18 protein-coding genes, 1 pseudogene and 1 riboswitch are annotated in these 25,336 nt (G+C 56.6%); of the genes and pseudogenes, 6 read left to right on the top strand and 13 right to left on the bottom strand.

Annotated features, from left to right (window positions below):
* Positions 1–355: 355 nt before the first annotated feature.
* Together murI and btuB are read right to left on the bottom strand one after the other, a co-directional pair.
* Positions 356–1,207: a glutamate racemase gene (gene murI, locus ACJTMZ_RS20960; protein WP_003862067.1), complete on the bottom strand. Its 852-nt coding sequence runs from the start codon at positions 1,205–1,207 to the stop codon at positions 356–358.
* Positions 1,152–3,002 carry a TonB-dependent vitamin B12 receptor BtuB gene (btuB, locus tag ACJTMZ_RS20955; protein ID WP_047364465.1) on the bottom strand — a complete coding sequence of 617 codons (1,851 nt, stop codon included), beginning with the start codon at positions 3,000–3,002 and terminating at the stop codon, positions 1,152–1,154. The genes murI and btuB overlap by 56 nt, the downstream gene beginning before the upstream one ends.
* 65 nt (positions 3,003–3,067) lie before the next feature.
* A riboswitch (cobalamin riboswitch) is annotated at positions 3,068–3,244 on the bottom strand.
* Positions 3,245–3,348: 104 nt separating this feature from the next.
* Between btuB and trmA the strand changes: the two genes are divergently transcribed.
* Entirely contained in the window at positions 3,349–4,449 is a 1,101-nt protein-coding gene (gene trmA / locus ACJTMZ_RS20950) for a tRNA (uridine(54)-C5)-methyltransferase TrmA (protein ID WP_003862063.1), read from the top strand.
* Between the two features lie 80 nt (positions 4,450–4,529).
* On the opposite strand, the gene ACJTMZ_RS20945 is transcribed toward trmA, so the two are convergent.
* Together ACJTMZ_RS20945 and fabR are read right to left on the bottom strand one after the other, a co-directional pair.
* A complete protein-coding gene (locus ACJTMZ_RS20945; RefSeq protein ID WP_015569961.1) occupies positions 4,530–4,889 on the bottom strand; it encodes a YijD family membrane protein in 360 nt (119 codons plus the stop codon).
* Positions 4,890–4,898: 9 nt separating this feature from the next.
* A complete protein-coding gene (gene fabR, locus ACJTMZ_RS20940; RefSeq protein ID WP_003862059.1) occupies positions 4,899–5,537 on the bottom strand; it encodes an HTH-type transcriptional repressor FabR in 639 nt (212 codons plus the stop codon).
* A gap of 196 nt (positions 5,538–5,733) precedes the next feature.
* Here fabR and sthA point away from each other — a divergent pair, with 196 nt between their 5' ends.
* On the top strand, positions 5,734–7,134 hold the full coding sequence (gene sthA, locus ACJTMZ_RS20935) for a Si-specific NAD(P)(+) transhydrogenase (RefSeq protein WP_003862057.1): 1,401 nt from the start codon (positions 5,734–5,736) through the stop codon (positions 7,132–7,134).
* Here sthA and oxyR read toward each other — a convergent pair.
* The 4 genes from oxyR to argC all read right to left on the bottom strand — a co-directional run bounded on the left by oxyR (position 7,117) and on the right by argC (position 11,616).
* Positions 7,117–8,034, bottom strand: coding sequence for a DNA-binding transcriptional regulator OxyR (gene oxyR, locus ACJTMZ_RS20930; RefSeq protein WP_003862055.1), 918 nt, complete (start codon positions 8,032–8,034; stop codon positions 7,117–7,119). The genes sthA and oxyR overlap by 18 nt on opposite strands.
* 315 nt (positions 8,035–8,349) lie before the next feature.
* Positions 8,350–9,723, bottom strand: a complete 1,374-nt coding sequence (gene argH / locus ACJTMZ_RS20925) for an argininosuccinate lyase (RefSeq protein WP_015569959.1) — start codon at positions 9,721–9,723, stop codon at positions 8,350–8,352.
* 105 nt (positions 9,724–9,828) lie between these two features.
* Positions 9,829–10,605 carry an acetylglutamate kinase gene (argB, locus tag ACJTMZ_RS20920; protein WP_015569958.1) on the bottom strand — a complete coding sequence of 259 codons (777 nt, stop codon included), beginning with the start codon at positions 10,603–10,605 and terminating at the stop codon, positions 9,829–9,831.
* A 6-nt stretch (positions 10,606–10,611) separates the two neighbouring features.
* The gene (gene argC / locus ACJTMZ_RS20915) at positions 10,612–11,616 is read right to left on the bottom strand and encodes an N-acetyl-gamma-glutamyl-phosphate reductase (protein ID WP_015569957.1); all 1,005 of its coding nucleotides are present in this window, start codon (positions 11,614–11,616) and stop codon (positions 10,612–10,614) included.
* A gap of 88 nt (positions 11,617–11,704) precedes the next feature.
* Here argC and argE point away from each other — a divergent pair, with 88 nt between their 5' ends.
* The 3 genes and pseudogenes from argE to ACJTMZ_RS20900 form a co-directional block, all read left to right on the top strand.
* Positions 11,705–12,856, top strand: a complete 1,152-nt coding sequence (gene argE / locus ACJTMZ_RS20910; protein WP_015569956.1) for an acetylornithine deacetylase — start codon at positions 11,705–11,707, stop codon at positions 12,854–12,856.
* A gap of 271 nt (positions 12,857–13,127) precedes the next feature.
* On the top strand, positions 13,128–15,779 hold the full coding sequence (ppc, locus tag ACJTMZ_RS20905; RefSeq protein ID WP_032672225.1) for a phosphoenolpyruvate carboxylase: 2,652 nt from the start codon (positions 13,128–13,130) through the stop codon (positions 15,777–15,779).
* Positions 15,780–15,985: 206 nt separating this feature from the next.
* A pseudogene (locus ACJTMZ_RS20900) lies at positions 15,986–17,086 on the top strand (glycerol dehydrogenase); the annotation flags it as partial.
* Positions 17,087–17,277: 191 nt separating this feature from the next.
* On the opposite strand, the gene katG reads toward ACJTMZ_RS20900, so the two are convergent.
* The 4 genes from katG to metB form a co-directional block, all read right to left on the bottom strand.
* Entirely contained in the window at positions 17,278–19,458 is a 2,181-nt protein-coding gene (katG, locus tag ACJTMZ_RS20895; RefSeq protein ID WP_015569953.1) for a catalase/peroxidase HPI, read from the bottom strand.
* A 144-nt stretch (positions 19,459–19,602) separates the two neighbouring features.
* Positions 19,603–20,493, bottom strand: coding sequence for a methylenetetrahydrofolate reductase (gene metF / locus ACJTMZ_RS20890; protein WP_003862045.1), 891 nt, complete (start codon positions 20,491–20,493; stop codon positions 19,603–19,605).
* 226 nt (positions 20,494–20,719) lie between these two features.
* Positions 20,720–23,152, bottom strand: coding sequence for a bifunctional aspartate kinase/homoserine dehydrogenase II (locus tag ACJTMZ_RS20885; RefSeq protein WP_017383103.1), 2,433 nt, complete (start codon positions 23,150–23,152; stop codon positions 20,720–20,722).
* Positions 23,153–23,154: 2 nt separating this feature from the next.
* Positions 23,155–24,315, bottom strand: coding sequence for a cystathionine gamma-synthase (gene metB, locus ACJTMZ_RS20880; RefSeq protein ID WP_015569951.1), 1,161 nt, complete (start codon positions 24,313–24,315; stop codon positions 23,155–23,157).
* Positions 24,316–24,590: 275 nt separating this feature from the next.
* Between metB and metJ the strand changes: the two genes are divergently transcribed.
* A complete protein-coding gene (gene metJ, locus ACJTMZ_RS20875) occupies positions 24,591–24,908 on the top strand; it encodes a met regulon transcriptional regulator MetJ (protein WP_006179183.1) in 318 nt (105 codons plus the stop codon).
* Between the two features lie 48 nt (positions 24,909–24,956).
* Here metJ and rpmE read toward each other — a convergent pair whose 3' ends face one another.
* Complete coding sequence (gene rpmE / locus ACJTMZ_RS20870) at positions 24,957–25,169, bottom strand: 50S ribosomal protein L31 (protein WP_003862040.1); 213 nt, start codon at positions 25,167–25,169, stop codon at positions 24,957–24,959.
* Positions 25,170–25,336 lie beyond the last annotated feature (167 nt).

Here is a 25,336-nt window from a genome sequence, read left to right as displayed (position 1 = left end):
TAATGAATTACGTGTTCACTCGTTGAGACTTGGTATTCATTTAGTGTCCGAGGACATTAAGAATCCATGTCACTTTGAGTGCCCACACAGATTGTCTGATAAATTGTTAAAGAGCAGTTGCAACGCGGCTTTCAGCTCATCGTTGCGAGGTCCCGTATATTACGTTTTCCTCATTCAGAGTCAAGCAATTATTTTCACTTTTCTCTGTTGGCGTTCATCTCTGAACCCCGCTGTCCCGGCGGCTTGTAAGCCGTTGTTCCGTGTCAGTGGAGGCGCATTATAGGGAGTTCTCCGACGTTGACAACCCCTCTTTGAAAAAAAACGTTCAACCGTCTCTTTTTTGCTCAAAACCGTGCTACAGCGCCAGTTTTTCGAGCGTTTCGAAGCCATAACGACGTAAAACGGGCAAAAGTTGTTCGGTTTCTTTTGTTATCGCCATACAGAAAGCGATGTTCGCATCCGCTGATTTCGCATCCGGCGCCTCGTGTTCCAGCAGCCAGGCCGTCCGACGCGCAATTGCAGCACCGGAATCCACCAGCCGGGTCCCTTCAGGCAGAACCTTTAACAGCTCTTCCTGTAATAGCGGGAAATGGGTGCAGCCAAGAACAACCGTATCCGGTGGTTCCTGCATCCGCAGCCATGGACGCAGAATACGGCGCAGCTCTTCAAGCGATACCGTCTCGCCGTGCAGTTTTGCTTCCGCCATTTCCACCAGCTCCGCGGAGCCGAGCATGGCGATCTGGCATTCATTGGCAAAGCGCTCTATAAGCTCACGCGTATAAGGACGTTTTACCGTACCGCGCGTAGCCAGCAACCCCACAATGCCGTTCGCCGTCAGACGCGCCGCGGGTTTGATTGCCGGAACAACGCCCACAACCGGGAACGGGAATTTTTCGCGCAGGGCAGGAAGAGAGACCGTGCTTGCCGTATTACAGGCAATGACCGCCAGCGCCAGGGGATAACGCTTTTGTACCGCGGTGACGATTTCAACCACACGCTCAACAATAAAGTCTTCACTCTTTTCCCCATACGGGAAGGCGACGTTATCGAAGGCGTAGATGTAATGGAGATCCGGCAGGAGCTGCCGAATCTCATCATAGACCGACAGCCCACCGACGCCGGAATCAAACACCAGCACGGTGGGACGCGGATCAGAAGGTGTAGCTGCCAGACAAGGTGTATTCCCGTCCTGCAGTTTGGTAGCCATAAACTGTCTCGTAATCTTTATCGAACAGGTTGGCTATTTTACCACGAACTGTGAGATGAGAGGTGACAGGATATGAAACCGCAACGTCCCACAGGCTGACGCCGCCCATTTTCACGCGTTCTGTTGCATAGGTATTCGGATCAACGGCAACATCATAGCGAGTGCCCAGATAACGGTACGCCAGATTCCAGTCGAGATCCCACACCTGCCAGTCAAGCTGATACTTAACCTGTTGCTTTGAGCGACGAGCCAGGACTTCGTTAGTTTTCGCATTACGCGGGTCGACGTAGTCGTAAGAAATCTGATGCCCTACCGGGCCAGTGTCGAACTGGGCCGTCGCCTCGATTCCTTTAATACGGGCTTCATCGACGTTGTAATAACGGTAAGTCCGCGGGTCGCTATTAATGAGGTTATCGATATCATTACGATAGCCCGTCACACGCCAGTTTACCGGCCCCGTCAGACCTTCAAAGCCGCCTTCCCACTGCTTACTCTCTTCTGGCTTCAGATCCGGATTACCGTAATCTTTACTGTGGATCTGGCTCATGGTCGGTGCTTTATACGCTGTACCGTAAGAACCGATGATGCGATACCCCTCGATGAACTCCCATGCGGCGCTGGACTGCCAGGTGGCGTGATTGCCAAAATTAGAGTTATCGTCATTACGCGCCGCCGCTTCCAGCGTCACGCTGTTGAACTGCTGCATCGCCGAAAGGAACACGCCGGTATTACGTTGTTCGTAACCTTTTTCCAGATAGCCCGTACCCGCCTGGGTTTTCTGCTTCTGCCAGTCCAGACCCGCGCCGATATTGCCGTGCCCCACTTCAACCGTATTCAGCCACTGGGTGGTGTACTGCTTCACGTCATCCATGGTTGCGGAGTCAGCGTAGCGGCCTTTTTTCGGATCATAGTTCTGATCTTTGCTACGGCCATACCCTGTCACCAGCTGTGACTGGAAAATACCCTGGTTATAGCGCAACCCGGTGTCCCAGTTCTGGCTGTAAACCTGACGCGTGTCCGGCCGCCCATCAATGCCGGTCGCGCCATAGTGATCGTAACCGTCATACGCGGAGCGGTTATCGTAGCCAAAGCCACGGACGAATCCGCTGACGCTGTCGGTAAACTGCTGCTCCACCGAGCCAAACAGCGATTTACTCATAAAACCATCGCGGTCTGGCTGGCGCGGGGCATCTTTTGCGGCAATATCAAAACCACGGGTATAGGTATAATCACCGGCCATGGTGATTTTGGTTTTATCGAACACCTGCTGGAAGGCACCGTTATAGTTTTGATACCCCTTTGAACCGACACCCGCAGAAATTTCTGCACCCGGCTTGTCGCGCCCGGTAATGATGTTAATCACACCGCCAATCGCGTCGGAGCCATACAGCGCCGAACGTGGGCCGCGAATGTACTCAATACGCTGAATCAGCGACGTCGGAATTTGGCTTAAATCGGGAACATTGCTGATCCCGGCATTATTCAGGGGGATACCATCAATCAGTACCAGAACATGGCGGGATTCCGTACCGCGAATAAACGTTGAAGAGGTTGACCCCATCCCGCCGCTTTGTGCGATGTCCACACCCGGCAGGCGTGACATGATTTCCACAACACTCGTTGCCTGCCAGCGTTCAATATCCTCACGGGTCACGACGGAGGTCGGAGCCAGAACGGTTTTTGCTGGTTGTTCGAAACGGTTTGCTGTCACCACCAACGAGTCGGCGCTTTCCTGCGCCCAGCCCGAAAATGCCGTGACGGAAAACGCCGTCAACAGCGATACTTTTTTAATCATTGTTAAAGCATCCACAATATAAGAAGGATGCCGCAGGCCTCATCGATAGCACGCGATGATGAAACCAAATGCGACGTGATCCCGGCAGGTCTTCGGGCTGGGTGGCGTTATACGGATGAAGACTTCCCATTTTCACAGTGTCTACAACTCTCATCCCGCCAGTCTTTACCGCTGCGCGTCAGCTCCAGATTTGCACTGGATTCCCTTTTCACTCTCAGGAGACCGGAAACAGAATGCTACAATTAGACACGTATAGATGTCCAGATAGCTATTAGCCATTAAATCTGGACATCCACTGCACAATCCCTACAATCCCCGCGTAATTCTTTATCACTCAGGACGCATCATGACCCCCGAACACCTCCCGACAGAACAGTACGACGCACAGCTGGCAGAAAAAGTTGTCCGCCTGCAAAGTATGATGACGCCTTTCAACGCGCCGGTTCCCGAGGTGTTTCGTTCTCCGGTCAGCCACTACCGTATGCGCGCTGAGTTCCGCATCTGGCACGATGGCGATGACCTGTACCACATCATTTTCGATCAGCAGACGAAATCCCGCATTCGCGTAGACAGTTTTCCGGCGGCGAGTGAGCTCATCAACCAGCTGATGACGCTAATGATCGACGGTGTACGCAATAATCCGGTGCTGCGCAACAAGCTGTTCCAGATTGACTACCTGACCACTCAAAGCAATCAGGCCATTGTTTCTCTGCTCTATCACAAAGCGCTGACCGACGAGTGGCGCGAGCAGGCAGAAGCCCTGCGCGATGCGCTGCGCGCACAGAACATCAACGTGCACCTGATTGGCCGCGCGACCAAAACCAAAATCATGCTGGACCAGGATTACATCGACGAGCGTCTGCCGGTAGCAGGTAAAGAGATGGTTTACCGTCAGGTAGAGAACAGCTTCACCCAGCCGAACGCCGCCATGAACGTGCAGATGCTGGAGTGGGCGCTGAAGGCGACAGAAGGGTCTAAGGGCGATCTGCTGGAGCTCTACTGCGGTAACGGCAACTTCTCGCTGGCGCTGGCGCGTAATTTCGAGCGCGTGCTGGCGACGGAAATCGCCAAACCGTCGGTGGCCGCCGCGCAGTACAACATCGCCGCTAACCATATTGATAACGTACAAATTATTCGTATGGCGGCAGAAGAATTTACCCAGGCGATGAACGGCGTACGCGAGTTTAACCGCCTGCAAGGGATTGATTTGAAGAGCTACCAGTGTGAGACAATTTTTGTCGATCCGCCGCGCAGTGGCCTGGACAGCGAAACCGAGAAGATGGTGCAGGCGTACCCGCGTATTTTGTACATCTCCTGTAACCCGGAGACGCTGTGCAAGAATCTGGAAACATTAAGCCAGACGCACAAGGTTGAACGTCTGGCGCTGTTCGATCAGTTCCCGTATACACACCATATGGAGTGCGGCGTTTTACTTACCGCACGGTGATCTGTAGGCCGGATAAGCGTAGCGCCATCCGGCATTTTTTGGCAGGTGGCGCTACGCTTACCTGCCCTACAAATAATTCATTACTCCGGCAACTGGCTCTTGCGGCTACGCATGCGAGAGCCAATCCAGAACACCAGCGCCACAGACAGTACCGCAGGCAGGAAGTTAGAGCCAATATCCGGATACTCCGCGCGCACCACGGTGCTGTACAACAGTACACCCAGAATAAAGCAGGCTGCGGCCAGCCCCGGTAATCCGACAGGCATGGTGCGGTTCAGATAACGTTGATGCAGGCAGTACACCGTCAGCACCAGCGCGATAATCGGGAAAATCGAGAACGGTACAATTGAGCTGAAAATCGCCGCAAACGTACCATTAATGGATAAGCCAGCGATCAATGCCAGCAACAGCGTTCCTTTATCCTGACCTGACTGTTTCATTACTCACCTTCACTCATCGTTTTGATGTGCCAACTTCTCTTGTTCACGGCGATACCAGTAGTACGCACCTTTAGAAATCATCCGCAGCTGCAATACCAGCCGCTCTTCGAGTTGCTTACGTTGTTCAATGCTGACATCCAGCGCTTCGGCACCCGCGCTGAAAACAATCGTCACCATCGCCTCGGCCTGTGCTTCAGTAAACGCACGCGGCATATGGTTTTCGAGTTCAAGATAGTCGGCAAGTTCCGCGATGAAATGCTGAATTTCACGCGCGACGGCGGCACGAAACGCGGCTGACGTCCCGGAACGTTCACGCAACAGCAGGCGAAACGCGTTAGGGTTATTGCCGATAAATTCCATAAATGTCGACACAGAGGTGCGGATCACGCTGCCGCCCTTGGCGATACGCTGACGCGCCTGACGCATAAGCTGGCGCAGCATTAAACCGCTCTCGTCGACCATGGTCAGGCCCAGTTCATCCACATCACGGAAATGACGATAGAAGGACGTTGGCGCAATCCCGGCCTCGCGCGCCACTTCACGCAGGCTCAAACTGGCAAAACTCCGCTCAGCACTCAGTTGACTGAATGCGGCTTCCACCAGCGAACGCCGGGTTTTCTCTTTTTGTTGTGCTCTTACGCCCATCACGATAGTTGAATCCTTCCAAAGGCCCGTTGGCACTATACCAGAGAATAAAATTAATCTGTTTACCTGGCTTTGTGAATGATTGTTTACGGGCGGTTTGTGCTCCACTGCCCGAAAAAAGCACAACGATAATTGGGTTACCCAGGCAATGATGTTATGATTCTGTTGCTTTTATGTATAAGAACAGGTAAGCCTTGCCATGCCACATTCCTACGATTACGACGCAATAGTTATTGGTTCCGGCCCCGGCGGCGAAGGTGCTGCTATGGGTCTGGTAAAACAGGGAGCCAGAGTAGCGGTTATTGAGCGCTACCATAATGTCGGCGGCGGTTGCACCCACTGGGGCACCATCCCTTCGAAAGCCCTCCGCCACGCCGTTAGCCGCATTATCGAATTTAACCAGAACCCTCTTTACAGCGACCACTCCCGACTTCTTCGCTCCTCCTTTGCCGATATCCTGAATCACGCAGACACGGTCATTAACCAGCAGACGCGCATGCGTCAGGGTTTCTATGAGCGCAACCACTGTGAAATTCTGCAAGGGAACGCGCATTTTGTGGATGAACACACCCTGGCGCTGGAGTGCCACGACGGTTCGGTTGAGACGCTCACCGCTGAAAAATTTGTGATCGCCTGCGGCTCCCGTCCTTACCATCCGGCAGACGTGGATTTCTCGCACCCGCGCATTTACGACAGCGACTCCATCCTCAGCCTGCACCACGAGCCACGCCATGTGATCATCTACGGCGCGGGCGTGATTGGCTGCGAATATGCGTCGATTTTCCGGGGAATGGAGGTCAAAGTTGATCTGATCAACACCCGCGACCGGCTGCTGGCGTTCCTCGATCAGGAGATGTCAGATTCCCTCTCCTACCACTTCTGGAACAGCGGCGTGGTGATTCGCCACAACGAAGAGTACGAGAAAATCGAAGGCTGCGACGACGGTGTGATCATGCACCTGAAATCTGGTAAGAAGCTGAAGGCGGACTGCCTGCTGTACGCCAACGGCCGTACCGGCAACACGGATTCATTGCAGCTGGAGAATATCGGGCTTGAAACCGACAGCCGCGGTCAGCTCAAGGTCAACAGCATGTACCAGACTGCGCTGCCGCACGTTTACGCGGTGGGCGACGTGATTGGTTACCCAAGCCTGGCCTCCGCCGCTTACGATCAGGGCCGCATCGCCGCGCAGGCGCTGGTGAAAGGTGAAGCGACGGCGCATCTGATTGAAGATATCCCGACGGGCATCTACACCATTCCGGAAATCAGTTCTGTCGGCAAAACCGAGCAGCAGCTGACGGCCATGAAGGTGCCTTACGAGGTGGGTCGTGCCCAGTTTAAACATCTGGCGCGGGCGCAAATCGTGGGGATGAGCGTAGGTACGCTTAAGATCCTGTTCCATCGCGAGACGAAAGAGATCCTCGGTATTCACTGCTTCGGTGAACGCGCGGCGGAAATCATTCATATCGGCCAGGCGATCATGGAGCAAAAAGGTGGTGGCAACACCATTGAGTACTTCGTTAACACCACCTTTAACTACCCGACCATGGCGGAAGCCTATCGGGTAGCTGCGCTAAACGGCTTAAACCGCCTGTTTTAACGCGCTGTCGAAATGGCCATCCATCGCACCCCGGATGGCCTCTGCCAGCTGCTCATAGCGGCTGCGCAGCGGTGACCCCGGACGATAAACCAGACCAATGGTGCGACGCGGCTCCGGCTTAATACACGGCAGATAGACCACGCCATCACGTTTACGCTCGTGCGGCACCGCCAGCGCCGGCAGCAGCGTAATACCGCTTCCCGCCGCCACCATATTACGCAGCGTTTCCAGGCTGGTTGCGCGGAAATGGGTATCTTCATCGGCACCCGCTTCGAAGCAGAAGCCCATCGCCTGATCGCGCAGACAGTGGCCGTCTTCCAGCATCAGCAGTTTCTCACCGGCCAGATCGGCCATCGGCACGCGATCGCGGTTCGCCCACGGGTGATCTTCATAGATCGCCAGCATCATCGGCTCATCGAACAGCGGTACTTCAATAAACGCTTCACTCTCTTTGACCAGCGCCAGGATCGCGCAGTCGAGCTTGCCGCTGTCTAACTGCGCCAGCAGCTGATGGGTTTGCGCTTCATGCAGGTACATTTCGAGTTTCGGGAACGTCTGGTGCAGCATCGGAATGATTTGCGGCAACAGGTACGGGCCAACGGTTGGGATCAGGCCAATATGCAGCGGGCCGGACATCGCTTCCCCCTGCTGGCTTGCCATTTCCTTGAGCACTTTGACCTCGCGCAGTACGGTGCGCGCCTGATCCACCAGCAGCAGACCTGCCTGCGTGAACAGTACCTTACGACTGGTGCGCTCCAGCAGCATCACGCCCAGCTCATCTTCCAGCTTGCGGATCTGACCGCTCAGCGTGGGCTGGCTGACGTGGCAGGAGTCTGCCGCGCGGCGAAAATGGCGATGCTCAGCTAACGCTACCAGGTATTCAAGATCACGAATATTCATTATTCATCCTCCGTCGCCACGATAGTTCATGGCGATAGATAGCATAGCAACGAACGATTATCCCTATCAAGCATTCTGTTGAATAATACATCACATAGACGAGGCGGCACGTTTTTGACCCTTGACGTCCCCGCACCGTCAGCGAGTTTCTCTCAAAACTCGAAAAACTAAAGCCAACGTGAACTTTTGCGGACCCCGTGGTCCGCTTTTTTTTGCGTAAAAAAAAGCCCAGCACTAAGCCAGGCTCCGTTTTTCTCCCTCTCCCTGTGGGAGAGGGCCGAGGTGAGGGCACCAGCCCGCACTATTCAAACCAATTCAAACCAACCGGTTTTTCGCATCCGCAATCGCCTGCGCTACCTGCTTCGGCGACACGCCACCTTTCGCTGCACGCTTATCCAGGCAGGATTGCAGGGCCAGAATCGGGTAGACATCATCCCCGATAACCGCGCTGAATTTTTGCAGGTCGGCAAGCGCCAGCTCTTCAAGGGCTTTACCCTGACGAATCGCTTCCACCACCGCTTCACCCACAATATGGTGCGCCTCGCGGAACGGTACGCCTTTCGCCACCAGGTAGTCCGCCAGCTCGGTAGAGTTAGCATACCCCTGCTGCGCCGCTTCCTGGCAGCGCGGACGTTTCACCTGAATGCCGTCCAGCACCAGCGCGCCCATATGCAGACAGTCCAGCCAGGTGTCGAGCGCGTCGAACAGCCCCTCTTTGTCTTCCTGCATGTCTTTGTTGTATGCCAGCGGCAGCCCTTTCAGGGTCATCATCATACCGGTCAGCGCGCCCTGCACACGGCCACACTTACCGCGGATCAGCTCCAGCGCATCCGGGTTTTTCTTCTGCGGCATCAGGGAGGAGCCGGACGTCACGCGGTCGGACAGCTCTACAAACCCGGCTTCGCCAGAGTTAAAGAAGATCAGGTCTTCGGCAAAGCGCGACAGGTGCACCATCCCGATAGAGGCATTCGAGAGCAGCTCCAGCACGTGGTCACGGTCAGAGACGCTGTCCAGGCTGTTGCGGGTGGCGGAGGCAAAGCCCAGCCAGCCTGCCAGCTGCTCACGGTCGATTTCATACGCCGTACCGGCCAGCGCGCCGCTGCCCAGCGGGCTGACGTCCAGACGCTTTAAGGTATCCTGTAAACGGCTCTCATCACGCGCCAGCATCTCAACGTAGGCCAGACACCAGTGCGCGAACGTCACCGGCTGCGCGCGTTGCAGGTGGGTATAACCCGGCATCACCGCATCCTGATTGCTCTGCGCGGTGTCCACCAGTGCGCTCTGCAACTGACGATTCGCCGCCAGCAGTTCGCCGATGGTCTCTTTGCACCACAGCTTCAGGTCGGTCGCCACCTGGTCATTACGGCTACGCCCGGTATGGAGCTTTTTACCCAACTGGCCGACTTTATCGATCAGTTTGCCTTCCACCCAGCTGTGAATATCTTCGGCATCGCTCTGGAGGATTTGCTCCGGATCCAGACGCACCTCTTCCAGCAGGTTGTTCAGCGCCTCTTCCAACTGCTGCTGTTCGTCTGCGGTCAGCACGCCAACGGTCACCAGCGCTTTGGACCAGGCCACAGAGCCGACAATATCCTGTTCGGCCAGGCGGTAGTCGAAGCGCAAAGAGTCGTTGAACTGTTTGAACCGCTGATCCGCTGCCTGTGTAAAACGCCCACCCCAAAGTGCCATAACGAATTTCCTTAATGATGATATTTTTGCCCGGTGGCGCTGCGCTTACCGGGCCTACAAAATTCACGTAGGCCGGATAAGCGAAGCGCCATCCGGCACAGAATCTTAAGCCAGAATACGCGTGCCAATCGGCGTGCCGTTAAACAACGCCGGGAGTTGCTCCGCGTGACGCCAGGAGGCGATATCCACCGGGCGGCCCAGCGTGCGGGCCGCATCCAGCGCGGCGTTCACTTTAACGATCATGCCGTCGGTGATAATGCCCTGATCGATCAGCTGCTCGGCTTTTGCGGCGGTCATTTCCGCAATGCGCTGGCCTTTGCCGTCCAGAATGCCGCTCACGTCGGAGAGCAGGATCAGGTCTGCGCCCAGCGTTGCCGCCAGCGCCGTCGCCGCCTGGTCCGCATTGACGTTCATCAGTTCGCCCTCTTCGGTCACGCCGATTGAGCTCACCACCGGCAGGAAACCGCCTTCCAGCAGGGTGTTAATCAGCTCAGGCGAACCTGGCTGCGCCAGTCCAACATGGCCAAGCTCTTCGTCGAGCTGGGTCACTTTTACGCTATCTCCATCGCCCAGACAGAGGCCAACGGAGGCGATATGGTGTTTCTTCGCCCACGCCAGCAGCGTTTTGTTCGCCGTTCCCGCCAGCGCGCCGGTAATGATGTCAATCTGATCCGCTGGCGTCACGCGCAGGCCATTTTTCTTTTTCACCGGCAGGTTGAGCCCTTTCATCAGCTCATCCACCACGCAGCCGCCGCCGTGCACAATCACCAGCGGACGTTGGTGTGATTCGCGATAGTTCACCAGTGCGGTAAACAGGCGCTCCAGCGCTTCTTCGCTGTCCAGCAGTACACCACCGAGTTTGATAATTAATGGATTCATCATCACACCTTAAATAAGAGCCTGCGTTTCAGGGAAGCCGAAACGAATATTTGCACACTGCATTGCCTGTGCGGCAGCGCCTTTGAGTAAGTTATCTTCTGCGGCGACCACAATCAGATGCTCGCCCTGCACGGCAAAGCCGATGTCGCAGAACGGCAGGCCAACCACGTTTTTCAACGCCGGCACGCCTTTGTCATACAGGCGCACCAGCGGTTTATCCGCATACGCCTGCGTGAAGACCTCGCTCACCTGTTCTTTGGTCACACCCGGTTTCAGGCGGCAGGTAATGGTTTCGAGGATCCCACGCGGGAAGCTGCCGAGGTGCGGGGTGAAAATCACGTCCGCGCCCAGATGGGTGGTGATTTCAGGGTGATGGCGGTGATTAAACACGCCATACGGCTGAAGGCTCACTTCGCAGAAGCTGTTGGAGATCGCCGCTTTGCGCCCGGCGCCGCTCACGCCACTGGTGGCGTTGATCACCGGCCACTGATGCAGATCCAGCAGACCGGCGTCGATCAGCGGCTTCAGGGAAAGCTGCGCCGCCGTCGGGTAGCAGCCCGGCACGGCAATCAGATCCGCTTCTTTCAGTTTGTCAGCGCTCCACTCCGCCAGGCCGTACACCGCTTTTTCGAGCAGATCCGGGTGCTGATGGGTGAAACCGTAATATTTTTCGTAGAACGCGCTGTCGTTAACGCGAAACGCGCCGGAGAGATCAAAGACCACGCAGCCGGCCGCTAAAAATTGCGGTGCCAGGTCGTGGCTAACTTCATGCGCCGTGGCTAAAAACACAACGTCAACGCCGTCGGTGAACTCGCTGATGTCAGACATGGGCTGCAAAGGCAAATCAACCACGCCCTTAAGCTGTGGATGCAAATCGGAAATTAACTTTCCGGCATCATTGCTTTGCGCTGACACGGTCAAAGCGGTTATGGTCATATGAGGGTGGCGATTTACGTAGCTTACAAGCTCTGCGCCCGCATAACCGCTAGCGCCTACAATCAGCGTATTCAACATCGGGTTCCTTTATGCTCAACGATAATGTATTTTTATTCACATTTATTGCATGAATATTGATACTATCACGACCTAAGGTGTGTTAACAATGAAAATGAACTTACCGCCATTTATCGAGATTTACCGCGCCCTGATTGCCACACCCTCCATCAGCGCGACGGAAGAAGCCCTGGATCAGAGCAATGAGTCTTTAATCAATCTGCTGGCGGGTTGGTTTAGCGATCTTGGGTTTAACGTTGAGGTTCAGCCCGTCCCCGGAACACGCCACAAATTTAACCTGCTCGCCAGTACCGGACATGGCGCGGGCGGCCTGCTGCTGGCTGGCCACACTGACACCGTGCCGTTTGATGATGGCCGCTGGACGCGCGATCCGTTCACGCTGACCGAACATGACAACAAACTCTACGGTTTGGGCACCGCCGACATGAAAGGCTTTTTCGCCTTTATCCTCGACGCGCTGCGTGACGTGGACGTGACAACCCTGAAAAAGCCGCTCTACATTCTGGCGACCGCCGATGAAGAGACCAGCATGGCGGGCGCACGTTATTTCTCTGAAAACACATCGATTCGTCCTGACTGCGCGATCATCGGCGAACCGACCTCTCTGCAACCGATTCGGGCGCACAAAGGCCATATTTCTACCGCGGTGCGCGTGCTCGGACAGTCCGGCCACTCCAGCGATCCGGCGCGCGGCGTGAACGCCATCGAGCTGATGCATGACGCGATTGGCCGCATCATGACCCTGCGCGACGATCTGAAAGAGCGCTATCACTACGAGGCGTTCACCGTGCCGTATCCGACGCTAAACCTCGGCAGCCTGCACGGCGGTGATGCGTCCAACCGTATCTGCGCCTGCTGCGAACTGCATATGGATATCCGTCCTCTGCCGGGCATGACGCTGAGCGATCTGGATGGCTTACTGAACGAAGCGCTGGCACCGGTCAGCGAGCGCTGGCCGGGCCGTCTGACGGTCTCCGAACTGCATCCGCCGATTCCAGGCTACGAATGTCCGCCTGACCATCAGCTGGTTCAGGTGGTGGAAAAACTGCTCGGCGAGAAAACCGACGTGGTGAACTATTGCACCGAAGCGCCGTTTATTCAGACGCTGTGCCCGACGCTGGTTCTGGGCCCTGGCTCCATCAACCAGGCCCACCAGCCGGACGAATATCTCGAAACCCGCTTCATCAAGCCCACTCGCGAACTCATTACCCAGGTTGTGCATCACTTCTGCTGGCATTAAAAACGCACCGAACAGTCCCCTCTCCCTGTGGGAGAGGGTTAGGGTGAGGGCAACAAATCGCATGATCTTCGTCACATTCCCATAAGCATCTCTTATCTGACGCAATACGAATTAAATTTCGTAAATTGCCCACATTTATTCGTTTGCTGAACCGTTTTCGCAGCAATTGACGACGGGGGTTTTACGTGGCTTTATAAAGGGAGATGACAAAATAATGTCCAGAAGATTTTCGCATGGGCATAAACAAAAATGATGGGGTGACTGGGTTTTTATGAACGAACAATATTCCGCGTTGCGTAGTAATGTCAGTATGCTCGGCAAAGTGCTTGGAGATACCATCAAAGACGCACTGGGGGAGAACATCCTCGACCGCGTTGAAACCATCCGCAAGCTGTCCAAATCTTCCCGCGCCGGTAACGAGGCCAATCGTCAGGAGCTGCTCACCACCTTGCAGAACCTCTCCAACGATGAGCTGCTGCCCGTTGCCCGCGCCTTCAGCCAGTTTCTGAACCTGGCAAACACCGCTGAGCAATACCACAGCATTTCGCCAAAAGGCGAAGCGGCCAGCAACCCGGAAGTCATTGCCCGCACCCTTCGTAAACTCAAAGACCAGCCCGACCTCAACGAAGCGACCATCAAAAAAGCGGTGGAATCCCTTTCGCTGGAGCTGGTGCTGACCGCACACCCAACCGAAATCACCCGTCGTACGCTGATCCACAAAATGGTGGAAGTGAACAACTGTCTGAAGCAACTGGATAACAAAGACATTGCCGACTACGAACGTAACCAGCTTATGCGCCGTCTGCGCCAGCTGATTGCCCAGTCCTGGCACACGGATGAAATTCGTAAGCATCGCCCAAGCCCGGTCGACGAAGCCAAATGGGGCTTTGCGGTGGTGGAAAACAGCCTGTGGGAAGGGGTCCCCAACTACCTGCGCGAGCTGAACGAACAGCTGGAAGAGAACCTGGGCTACCGCCTGCCGGTTGATTTTGTTCCGGTGCGCTTCACCTCCTGGATGGGCGGCGACCGCGACGGCAACCCGAACGTGACGGCGGAAATCACCCGCCACGTCCTGCTGCTGAGCCGCTGGAAAGCGACCGACCTGTTCCTGAAAGATATTCAGGTGCTGATCTCCGAGCTGTCGATGGTGGAAGCCACGCCGGAACTGCGCGCGCTGGCCGGTGAAGAAGGCGCCAGCGAACCGTACCGTTTCCTGATGAAAAAACTGCGCGGTCAGCTGATGGCCACTCAGGTCTGGCTGGAAGCGCGCCTGAAAGGCCAGCGCCTGCCGAAGCCGGAAGGTCTGCTGAGCCAGAACGAACAGCTTTGGGAGCCGCTGTACGCCTGCTATAAATCGCTCCAGGCCTGTGGGATGGGCATCATTGCCAACGGCGAACTGCTCGACACCCTGCGCCGCGTGAAGTGTTTCGGCGTGCCGCTGGTGCGTATCGACGTTCGTCAGGAAAGTACCCGTCATACCGAAGCACTGGGCGAGCTGACCCGCTACCTCGGCATCGGCGACTATGAAAGCTGGTCAGAAGCCGACAAACAGGCGTTCCTGATCCGCGAGCTGAACTCCAAGCGCCCGCTGCTGCCGCGCAACTGGGAGCCAAGCAACGACACCCGCGAAGTGCTCAACACCTGTAAAGCGATCGTGGATGCGCCGAAAGGATCGGTGGCCGCCTATGTGATCTCCATGGCGAAGACCCCGTCCGACGTGCTGGGCGTTCACCTTCTGCTGAAAGAAGCGGGCATTGACTATGCCCTGCCAGTGGCCCCGCTGTTTGAGACCCTCGACGACCTGAACAACGCTAACGACGTGATGACCCAGTTGCTGAACATCGACTGGTATCGCGGCTTTATTCAGGGCAAACAGATGGTGATGATTGGCTATTCCGACTCCGCGAAAGATGCGGGCGTGATGGCAGCCTCCTGGGCGCAGTATCAGGCGCAGGATGCGCTAATCAAAACCTGCGAAAAAGCCGGTATTGAACTGACCCTGTTCCACGGACGCGGCGGCTCCATTGGTCGTGGCGGTGCGCCTGCACACGCAGCGCTGCTCTCTCAACCACCAGGAAGCCTGAAAGGCGGCCTGCGCGTGACCGAGCAGGGCGAGATGATCCGCTTCAAGTACGGCCTGCCGGAAGTGACCATCAGCAGCCTGTCGCTCTATACCAGTGCGATCCTGGAAGCCAACCTGCTGCCGCCGCCGGAGCCAAAAGAGTCCTGGTGCCGGATTATGGACGAGCTGTCTGACATCTCCTGCGACCTCTATCGCGGCTACGTGCGTGAAAACAAAGACTTTGTGCCTTACTTCCGCTCAGCCACGCCTGAGCAGGAGCTGGGTAAACTGCCGCTGGGTTCGCGCCCGGCCAAGCGTCGCCCGACCGGCGGCGTTGAATCCCTGCGCGCCATTCCGTGGATCTTCGCCTGGACGCAAAACCGTCTGATGCTGCCGGCCTGGCTGGGTGCCGGTGCGGCGCTGCAAAAAGTGGTGGAAGACGGAAAGCAGAGCGAACTGGAAACCATGTGCCGCGACTGGCCGTTCTTCTCTACCCGTCTGGGCATGCTGGAGATGGTCTTCTCGAAAGCCGACCTGTGGCTGGCGGAATACTACGATCAGCGTCTGGTGAAACCAGAGCTGTGGGCGCTGGGTAAAGAGCTGCGCGAGCTGCTTGAAGGCGATATTAAAGTGGTGCTGGATATCGCTAATGACTCCCACCTGATGGAAGACCTGCCGTGGATCGCCGAGTCTATCCAGCTGCGTAACATCTACACCGACCCGCTGAACGTTTTACAGGCTGAACTGCTACACCGTTCGCGTCTGGCGGAGGAGGAAGGTAAAGAGCCGGATCCGCGCGTTGAACAGGCGCTGATGGTAACGATAGCAGGCGTTGCGGCAGGTATGCGCAACACCGGTTAATGCTCAGTGCCCGGCAGCGCTACGCTTGCCGGGCACTTCTCGATCTTCCCCCTTCCCTGATCTCCCCCTCAATCTTTGCCACCGGTAAGGCAATCACGTTTCCCTTAGACGTAGCGCAACAAATGACCGGCACGCCGGGAGTAGAGTCACTCTTAGTGCAGTTCGAACAGGACAGAATTTACCTCAAACACTAAGGGAGTAATGTTATGGACCGTGTCATTCAATCCCCGGGAAAATACATCCAGGGCGCAGATGTTCTCACTCGCCTCGGCGACTACCTGAAGCCGCTGGCAAATCGCTGGCTGGTGGTGGGCGATAAATTTGTGCTGGGTTTTGCTGAAGAAACCCTGCGCCAGAGTTTTAAAAAAGCCGGACTCCATGCCGAAATTGCACCATTTGGTGGCGAATGTTCGCAAAATGAAATCGATCGCCTGAAAAAGCTGGCCGACAGCACTGACTGTCTGGCGGTGCTGGGTATCGGCGGCGGAAAAACGCTGGATACTGCCAAAGCGCTGGCCCACTTTATGGACGTGCCGGTGGCCATTGCCCCGACCATTGCCTCCACCGATGCGCCGTGCAGCGCCCTTTCCGTGATTTATACCGACAGCGGCGAGTTCGATCGCTACCTGATGCTGCCGCACAACCCGAACATGGTGATTGTCGATACCAAAGTGGTGGCGGGCGCACCTGCACGCCTGCTGGCCGCCGGGATTGGCGATGCCCTGGCAACCTGGTTTGAAGCGCGTGCCTGCTCACGTAGCGGCGCGACGACCATGGCGGGCGGCAAGTGCACGCAGGCAGCGTTAGCGCTGGCAGAGCTGTGCTACAACACGCTGGTTGAAGAGGGCGAGAAAGCGATGCTGGCGGCGGAACAGCACGTGGTCACACCGGCGCTGGAACGCATTATCGAAGCCAACACCTATCTCAGCGGCGTGGGCTTTGAAAGCGGCGGGCTGGCGGCGGCGCATGCCATTCACAACGGCATGACGGCGGTGCCGGATGCGCATCATTTCTACCATGGTGAAAAGGTCGCGTTCGGCACGCTGACGCAACTGGTACTGGAGAACGCGCCGGTTGAAGAAATTGAGACCGTCGCCGCGCTTTGCCACAGTGTTGGACTGCCGATCACGCTGGCGCAGCTGAATATCAAAGAGGATATTCCGGCCAAAATGCGGCTGATCGCGGAGGCGTCCTGTGCCGAAGGGGAAACCATTCACAACATGCCTGGCGGCGTAACGCCGGATCAGGTCTATGCGGCACTGCTGGTGGCGGACCAGTACGGACAGCGATTCTTGCAGGAGTGGGAGNTTCACAACATGCCTGGCGGCGTAACGCCGGATCAGGTCTATGCGGCACTGCTGGTGGCGGACCAGTACGGACAGCGATTCTTGCAGGAGTGGGAGTAACGAAAAAAGCCGGGTGGCGCTGCGCTTACCCGGCCTACATGGCACTTTAATTTGTAGGCCGGGTAAGGCGTAGCCGCCACCCGGCACAATGGTTACTTCACATCAAACCGGTCCAAATCCATCACTCGCGCCCATGCGGCAACAAAATCACGAACGAACTTCTCGTGTGCATCACTGCTGGCGTAAACTTCGGCCAGCGCACGCAGGACGGCGTTTGAACCGAAGACCAGATCGGCGCGGGTCGCGGTGTATTTCACTTCCCCGCTGGCGCGATCGCTACCGGCAAACAGCTCGTTTGAGTCGTCGGTCGCTTTCCACTGGGTGTTCATATCCAGCAGATTAACGAAGAAGTCGTTGCTCAGCACGCCCTCGCGGTTGGTAAACACGCCATTCTTGCTGCCATCGAAGTTTGCACCCAGTACGCGCAGACCGCCGATCAGCACCGTCAGTTCCGGCGCAGTCAGGGTCAGCTGCTGGGCTTTGTCGATCAGCAGCGACTCCGTAGTGGACACATCCACCTGCGCACGGTAGTTGCGGAAACCGTCAGCAACCGGTTCGAGCAGGTTAAACATCTCGATGTCCGTCTGGTCCTGACGCGCATCCACGCGGCCCGGGGTGAACGGTACGTTGACGTAAACGCCCGCGGCTTTCGCCGCCTGCTCAACGCCCACAACACCCGCCAGCACGATGATATCGGCCAGTGAGGCTTTATTAGTGGTGCGCTGGATGGCTTCCAGAGCCGGTAACGCGCGAACCGCTGCGGCGTTCACATCCCAGTCGCGCTGAGGCGCCAGTGCCAGACGCGCGCCGTTGGCACCGCCGCGCTTATCGCCACCTCGGAAGGTTGAAGCCGACGCCCAGGCAACCGAAACCAGTTCGCTCACGGACAGACCGGATGCCACAATTTCCGCTTTCAGGCTTTCAATGTCTTCTTTCGACGGATTGAACACCGCCTGCGGCAGCGGATCCTGCCAAATCAGATCTTCTTTCGGTACTTCCGGGCCGATGTACCGCGCTTTTGGCCCCATATCGCGGTGGGTCAGCTTGAACCAGGCACGCGCAAAGGCTTCGTTGAAGGCCTGCGGATCGTTCAGGAAGCGACGGGAAATTTTCTCGAATTCCGGATCAAAACGCAGCGTCAGATCGGTGACCAGCATGGTTGGCTTGCGTTTTTTCGACGGGTCGAACGGGTCAGGCATAATTTCCGGCGCATCCACGGCTTCGAACTGAATGGCGCCCGCCGGGCTACGCGTCTGCACCCATTCGTATTTGAACAGGTTCTCGAAGAAGTAATTGCTCCACTGGGTCGGGGTTTGAGACCAGATAACTTCCAGCCCGGAGGTGATGGCGTCAGCGCCAATACCGGTGCCGTGCGTGCTGGCCCAGCCCAGGCCCTGCGCTTCAATCGGCGACGCTTCCGGGTCAGTGCCCACGTGCGTGGCTTCACCTGCGCCGTGCGTTTTACCGAGCGTATGGCCGCCCGCAATCAGCGCGACGGTCTCTTCGTCATTCATGCCCATGTTGCCAAAGGTAGCGCGGATCGCCGCCGCCGCAGACAGCGGTTCACCGCTGGCGTTCGGCCCTTCCGGGTTCACATAAATCAGACCCATTTCGGTGGCCGCCAGCGGGCGCTTCGCCAGCGCTTCCGGGTCACGGTGGGTCAGCCAGGCTTTTTCATCGCCCCAGTTCACGTCCAGATCCGGTTCCCAGACGTCTTCACGCCCGGCACCGAAACCAAAGGTGCGGAAGCCGGAGTTCTCCAGCGCCACGTTACCCGCGAGGATAAAGAGGTCAGCCCAGGAGATTTTTTGTCCGTATTTTTGCTTAATTGGCCACAGCAGGCGGCGAGCCTTATCCAGGCTGACGTTATCCGGCCAGGAGTTCAGCGGTGCAAAGCGTTGCTGACCGCGTCCGGCGCCGCCGCGACCGTCAACGGAGCGATAGGTACCCGCGCCGTGCCAGGCCATACGGATAAACAGGCCCGCATAGCTGCCCCAGTCGGCAGGCCACCACGGTTGTGAGTCGGTTAACAGGGCTTTGAGATCGCCCTTAAGGGCAGAATAGTCGAGCTTGCTGAATTCTTTGCGGTAGTCGAAGTCTTCACCCAGCGGGTTCGAACGGTTGGAATGTTGGTTTAGAAGATCGATGCGAAGTTGTTTAGGCCACCACTCTTTGCTGCCGGTACCTGCACCCGCGCTGTGATCGACGCCGCCCTGGTGGAACGGACATTTGCCGGCGGATGCCGCGTTATTGGTCTCGTCTGACGTGCTCATCGCTATGCTCCCTTTACAGTGTTACCGTTACGATATACACCACTAGCGATAAGAGATAGTTGAATTAATCCACAGATTCGATAGCTAATACCTTTTAACTCTCTGTTCGATTAAAAAGCCCTCGTTTTATGAGGGCTTTTTACTTTACAGCGCCGGGCGAACACCGAGCGTATGGCAAATGGCATAGCTCATTTCCGCGCGGTTCAGGGTGTAGAAATGGAAATCTTTCACCCCTTCGCGACTTAAAATCTTCACCATATCCATCGCGATATTGGCCCCCACCAGCTTGCGGGTTTCCGGGTCGTCGTCCAGTCCTTCGTACATTTTGGACATCCACAGCGGAATGCGCACGTTGGTCATATCCGCGAATTTCTTCGCCTGTTTGAAGTTCGAGACCGGCAGAATGCCAGGGATGATTTCGACATCAATACCCGCCGAGACGCAGCGGTCGCGAAAGCGCAGGTAGCTTTCCACGTCAAAGAAAAACTGCGTAATCGCGCGGTTAGCACCGGCCTCCACTTTACGCTTGAGGTTGAGCAGATCCGCCTGGGCGCTTTTGGCTTCCGGGTGAACTTCAGGGTAGGCGGCCACGGAGATATCAAAGTCGGCAACGTCTTTCAGCAGCCCGACCAGATCGGCGGCAAACATCTCCGGCTTGCCGCTGCCTGGCGGGAGGTCGCCGCGCAGGGCCACAATGTGGCGAATGCCGTTATTCCAGTAGTCCTGGGCAATGGCGCGCAGTTCATCACGGGTGGCGTCGATACAGGTCAGGTGCGGCGCCGCTTCCAGACCGGTTCGGTCTTTAATGCCCTTAATGATGCTGTGCGTGCGGTCACGCTCACCGGAGTTGGCGCCGTAGGTCACGGAGACGAACTTCGGCTTCAGGCTGCTCAGGCGATCGATAGAGCTCCACAGGGTTTGCTCCATTTCACTGGTGCGCGGCGGGAAAAATTCAAAAGAGACGTTAATCTGGCCGTTTACTTCGGCCAGGCTCTGATTCAGTGCTTCCCGCTGGTTGGCGTGAAAAAAGCTCATACCTTACCTCTATCTTTCGCGTGTCGATGTTTGTTGTGTTGTGAACTTCTATACGTTTAGACGTCCAGATGTAAAAATGACGGAAAAGCGGGATGACGTCAACAGAAATAATCAACAATAACGGTGAGGTTTGTTCAGGCAAGATGAAGGGCGTTCATGATGGGGGTGAGTGCGGTCTGCTGCCCTCACCCTAACCCTCTCCCACGGGGAGAGGGAACAAGCGAAATTACAGCAGCTTAGCCAGACGATTAATGTCAGACTGAATGGCTCCGGCGGTGACATCGCGTCCCGCGCCCGGGCCACGGATCACCAGCGGGTTATCGCGATACCAGCGGCTTTCGATGGCGAAGACGTTATCGCACGGCAGGAGCGCCGCCAGCGGATGTTCAGGACGCACCGCCTCCACGCCCACGCGCGCTTTACCGTTCGCCTCGAAGCGCGCCACGTAACGCAGCACCAGGCCCATCTCGTTAGCCGCTTCCAGACGTTGCACCATCTGCTCGTTCAGCTCGTCGCCGTTCTCGAAGAAGTGATCGACGGACCCTTCCTCGCAGCCCGCAGGCACCAGCGACTCAACGCGTACCTGACCCGGCTCAATGTCGTAGCCGGCTTCACGCGCCAGGATCACCAGCTTACGCATCACATCTTTACCGGCAAGGTCAACGCGGGGATCCGGCTCGGTTAAGCCCTGCTGCCACGCCTGATCCACCAGGTCGGTGAACGGAACGGTGCCATCAAACTGCAAAAACAGCCAGGAGAGCGTGCCGGAGAAGATCCCGCTCAGCGCCAGAATGCTGTCGCCGCTTTCAATCAGGTCGCGCACGGTATGGTTCACTGGCAGGCCCGCGCCAACGGTGGCGTTATACAGCCAGTGACGGCCCGTTTTTTCGAATGCGTCATGGATCTGACGGTATTTATCAGTGCTGCTCGCGCCCGCCAGTTTGTTGGCGCTGATGACGTGGAAACCGTGGCTGGCGAAATCCAGATACTGATCGGCCAGCTGTTCGCTGGCGGTCACATCCAGCACCACCAGATCGTCGTACGGGTGCGCGCGCATCCACAGGAACAGCGACTCTTCATCCTGCTCAACCGCTTCATCGTTAAAGAAGGCCAGCGCCCGGCTGGCGTCCAGCCCTTCGTAGTTCAGCAGGCTGCGGCGGCTGTCCACCACCCCTGCCAGAATAAATTCAAACCCGGTACGCGCCGAAAGCGTTACCTGCTCGCGGGCGAACAGTTCCAGCCAGCGGGAACCGATGTTCCCTTTCCCGAACAGTACCAGGCCGATGCGTTTTTCCGCGCGGAACAGGGAGGTGTGCAGACCCTGAATCAGGCTTTCGGTTGGCCCTTTACGCAGCACGGCAACCAGACTGATGCCCTCTTCCGACTGCCAAGTGAACTCCACCGGCTGACCTTTCAGTTGCTGCCAGAAGCGGTGGCAGTGGAGCGGGTTACGGGTGACGCCCGCGCCCACCATCGCCACCAGCGCCAGCCCCTGACGCAGGCGAAGCTCGCCCGGCAGGCCCGCTTCATCCAGAATTTTCAGGGCGCTGTCCACCACTTCAGCGGTATAGCAGAACTGCAACAGCTGACGATCGTTATGTACGCCAACGGCCAGCGGACGCACCTGGGCACGTTTCAGGATGGTGTCGATATCTTTGTGTGCCAGTTTGAAATCCTGGCCCGCAGGCACCTGGAACTCAATCAGGCAGATGTCATCATGGCTGGTGACAATGCGCGCGCCCGTACCGGATGCCAGCACGCGTTCAATGCGGGTGGAACCCTGATCCGGCGTGTAGCTACAGCGTAGTTGCAGGTCGATATCGCTGCCGGAAACCGGCTGTAGCGTGCGCGCGTGCAGCACCGGGGCCGCCAGACGCGCCAGTTCGCTCGCTTCGTCGAGACGCAGCAGCGGCAGCAGGCAGGCATCTTTTACTTTGCGCGGGTCCGCGCTGTAGACACCGGCCACGTCGCTCCAGATGGTGACGCGGGACACGCCCGCCAGGGCGCCAATCTGCGTTGCCGAGTAGTCAGAGCCGTTGCGGCCCAGCAGAACGGTTTCGCCAGCATTGCTGCGGCTGATAAAACCGGTGACGACAATACGTTTACCAGGATGTTGCACCAGCAGCTGTTGCAGCAGCGGGTAAGACAACCCTTCGTCCACCTGCGGCTGTGCGGCACGTTCGGCACGCAGGAAATCACGCGCGTCGAGCCAGGCGGCTTCCACACCAAGATGTTGCAGCACGGCGGCCATCAGGCGCGCAGACCACACTTCACCGTGGCCAACCACTTCCGCATACACTGCATCGGTAATGCCGCTGTCCAGCAGAGCGGCCAGACGCTCAAGGTCGTGCGTAAAAGCGCTAATCAGCCCGTCCGCCACGTCCGCAGGCAGCAAACCGGCAATCAGTTCACTCTGGTAACGACGTAAGGACTGTTGCACCTGATGCGCAGAGAGGCGATCGGTCTGGCTCAGTTTCAGCCAGCTAATCAACTGGTTGGTGGTGCTGCCCGCCGCAGAGACAACCATCATGTCCCCCGGCTGTGAATACTCGGTCATGATCCCTGCGACACGCAGGTAACATTTCACATCAGCAAGACTACTACCACCAAACTTGTGCAGCTGACGACCCTTCGTCCCTGCCTGCGCTATCACACTCATGATTACCCCTTGGCTGCAACCCGGAAGCCATTTTCCAGATCGGCAATTAAATCTTCAGAATCTTCAATACCGGTCGAGATACGCAGCAGCGTCTCGGAAATCCCGGCGGCGGCACGTGCTTCGGGTGCCATACCTGCGTGCGTCATGGTTGCGGCGTGGGAGATCAAGCTTTCTACTCCCCCTAAGGATTCCGCCAGCGTAAACAATGACAACCCGCTCAGGAAGCGACGCAGCGTTTGCTCGTCACCGTCCAGTTCAAAACTTAACATCGCGCCAAATCCTTTCTGTTGGCGCGCGGCAATCTCGTGCCCCTGATTTTCCGGCAGCGACGGGTGATAAAGCTTCTTCACCAGCGGCTGGGTTTTCAGGAAATCCACGATCGCCTGGGCATTACGCTGCGCCACGTCCATACGCGGCGACAGCGTACGGATGCCGCGCAACAGCAAATAGCTGTCGAACGCGCCCGCGGTGACGCCAATGTTATTGGCCCACCATGCCAGTTCGGTGACTACCTCAGGATCTTTGGCAATCACCACACCTGCTACTACGTCAGAATGGCCGTTCAGATATTTAGTGCATGAATGCAACACCAGATCGGCACCCAGTGCCAGTGGGTTCTGAAGGGCCGGACTGAGGAACGTATTATCCACTACACTTATCGCTCCCGCATCCCTTGCGAGCTGACAAATTTTCGCAATATCGACTACGCGCAACAATGGATTGCTTGGACTTTCCACCAGCACCAGCTTCGGCTGCTCGGCAAGCGCCTGTTTCAGCGCCTGTTCGTCGTTTTGATCGACAAACAGCACACGGTAGCAGCCACGTTTCGCCAGGCTATCAAACAGACGATAGCTGCCGCCATAACAGTCGTGCGGCGCCACCAGCAGATCGCCAGGTTTCAGGAACACCGTAGTCACCAGGTGAATGGCAGACATGCCGGTATTGGTTAATACCGCACCCGCGCCGCCTTCCAGTTCCGCCAGCGCGCGCTGCGTGACGTCACGCGTAGGATTGCCGCGACGCGAGTAGTCATGCGCGCGGGGTTCATTAAATCCGGTGAAATTATAGGTGCTGGAGAGATGAATTGGCGGGACAACGCAGCCGTACTGCTCGTCATCATTCAATCCGCTACGCACTGCGATGGTGGCCTGTTTACGCGTCATGGTGAGGCTTCCTGGCGAATGAGGTGAAAAGTCAGGCACCAGAGTAAACATTGAAAGTATGGACGTCAATACATCTGGACATCTAAACTTCTTTGCGTATAGATTGAGCAATGTGCAAATAGCCGTTAAAATTATATGCTTTAGGACACGCTACAGCGGCAATATCCGTGCCTCGGTATCGTCTCTACGGTAAACTACGCAAGATTACGGTTCAAAACTGATGGTTACCGGTTTTGCACCTTTAGATTAATGACTGAGAGGATTAAAGGTATCTCATGGCTGAATGGAGCGGCGAATATATCAGCCCATACGCTGAGCACGGTAAGAAGAGTGAGCAAGTCAAGAAAATCACGGTGTCCATTCCTCTGAAGGTGTTGAAGATCCTCACCGATGAACGTACGCGTCGTCAGGTGAACAACCTGCGTCACGCCACCAACAGCGAACTGCTGTGCGAAGCGTTCCTGCATGCGTTTACCGGCCAACCGTTGCCGAACGATGACGATCTGCGCAAAGAGCGCAGTGACGAAATTCCAGAAGAGGCGAAGGTGATCATGCGTGAACTGGGTATCGACCCGGATACGTGGGAATACTGATAAGCGGATACAAAAAAGGCACCTTGCGGTGCCTTTTTTTCGGGAAACTTATTTAGCGCCCGGGATGCTGAAACGCTTGTTGAAGCGGTCAACACGGCCACCGGTTGCAACATCACGCTGCTTACCAGTGTAGAACGGGTGGCATTTGCCGCACACGTCCAGGTTCAGATCGTGACCCACGGTAGAGCGGATCTGGATAGAGTTACCGCAAGAGCAGTTTGCAGTAATCATTTCGTATTTCGGGTGAATATCTTTTTTCATGGGAGAACCTCAGTTAAGGCCGCGTCGCTCTTCCAGCCCTAACGCCAGACACCACGCGATGTTGAATGTAAGTTCTTTGGCGTAAAATACACCAAAGGCGGCGAATCATACAGAATTTGACCAACGTATGCAAACTGATCCGCACGCCGCTTTCACTAATGTGTATA

The organism is Enterobacter sp. DN (assembly GCF_046054285.1).
Taxonomy (GTDB): Bacteria; Pseudomonadota; Gammaproteobacteria; order Enterobacterales; family Enterobacteriaceae; genus Enterobacter; species Enterobacter hormaechei_C.
Note: the sequence above shows the minus strand (reverse complement) of the source record. Positions and strands in the feature narration are given on the sequence as shown.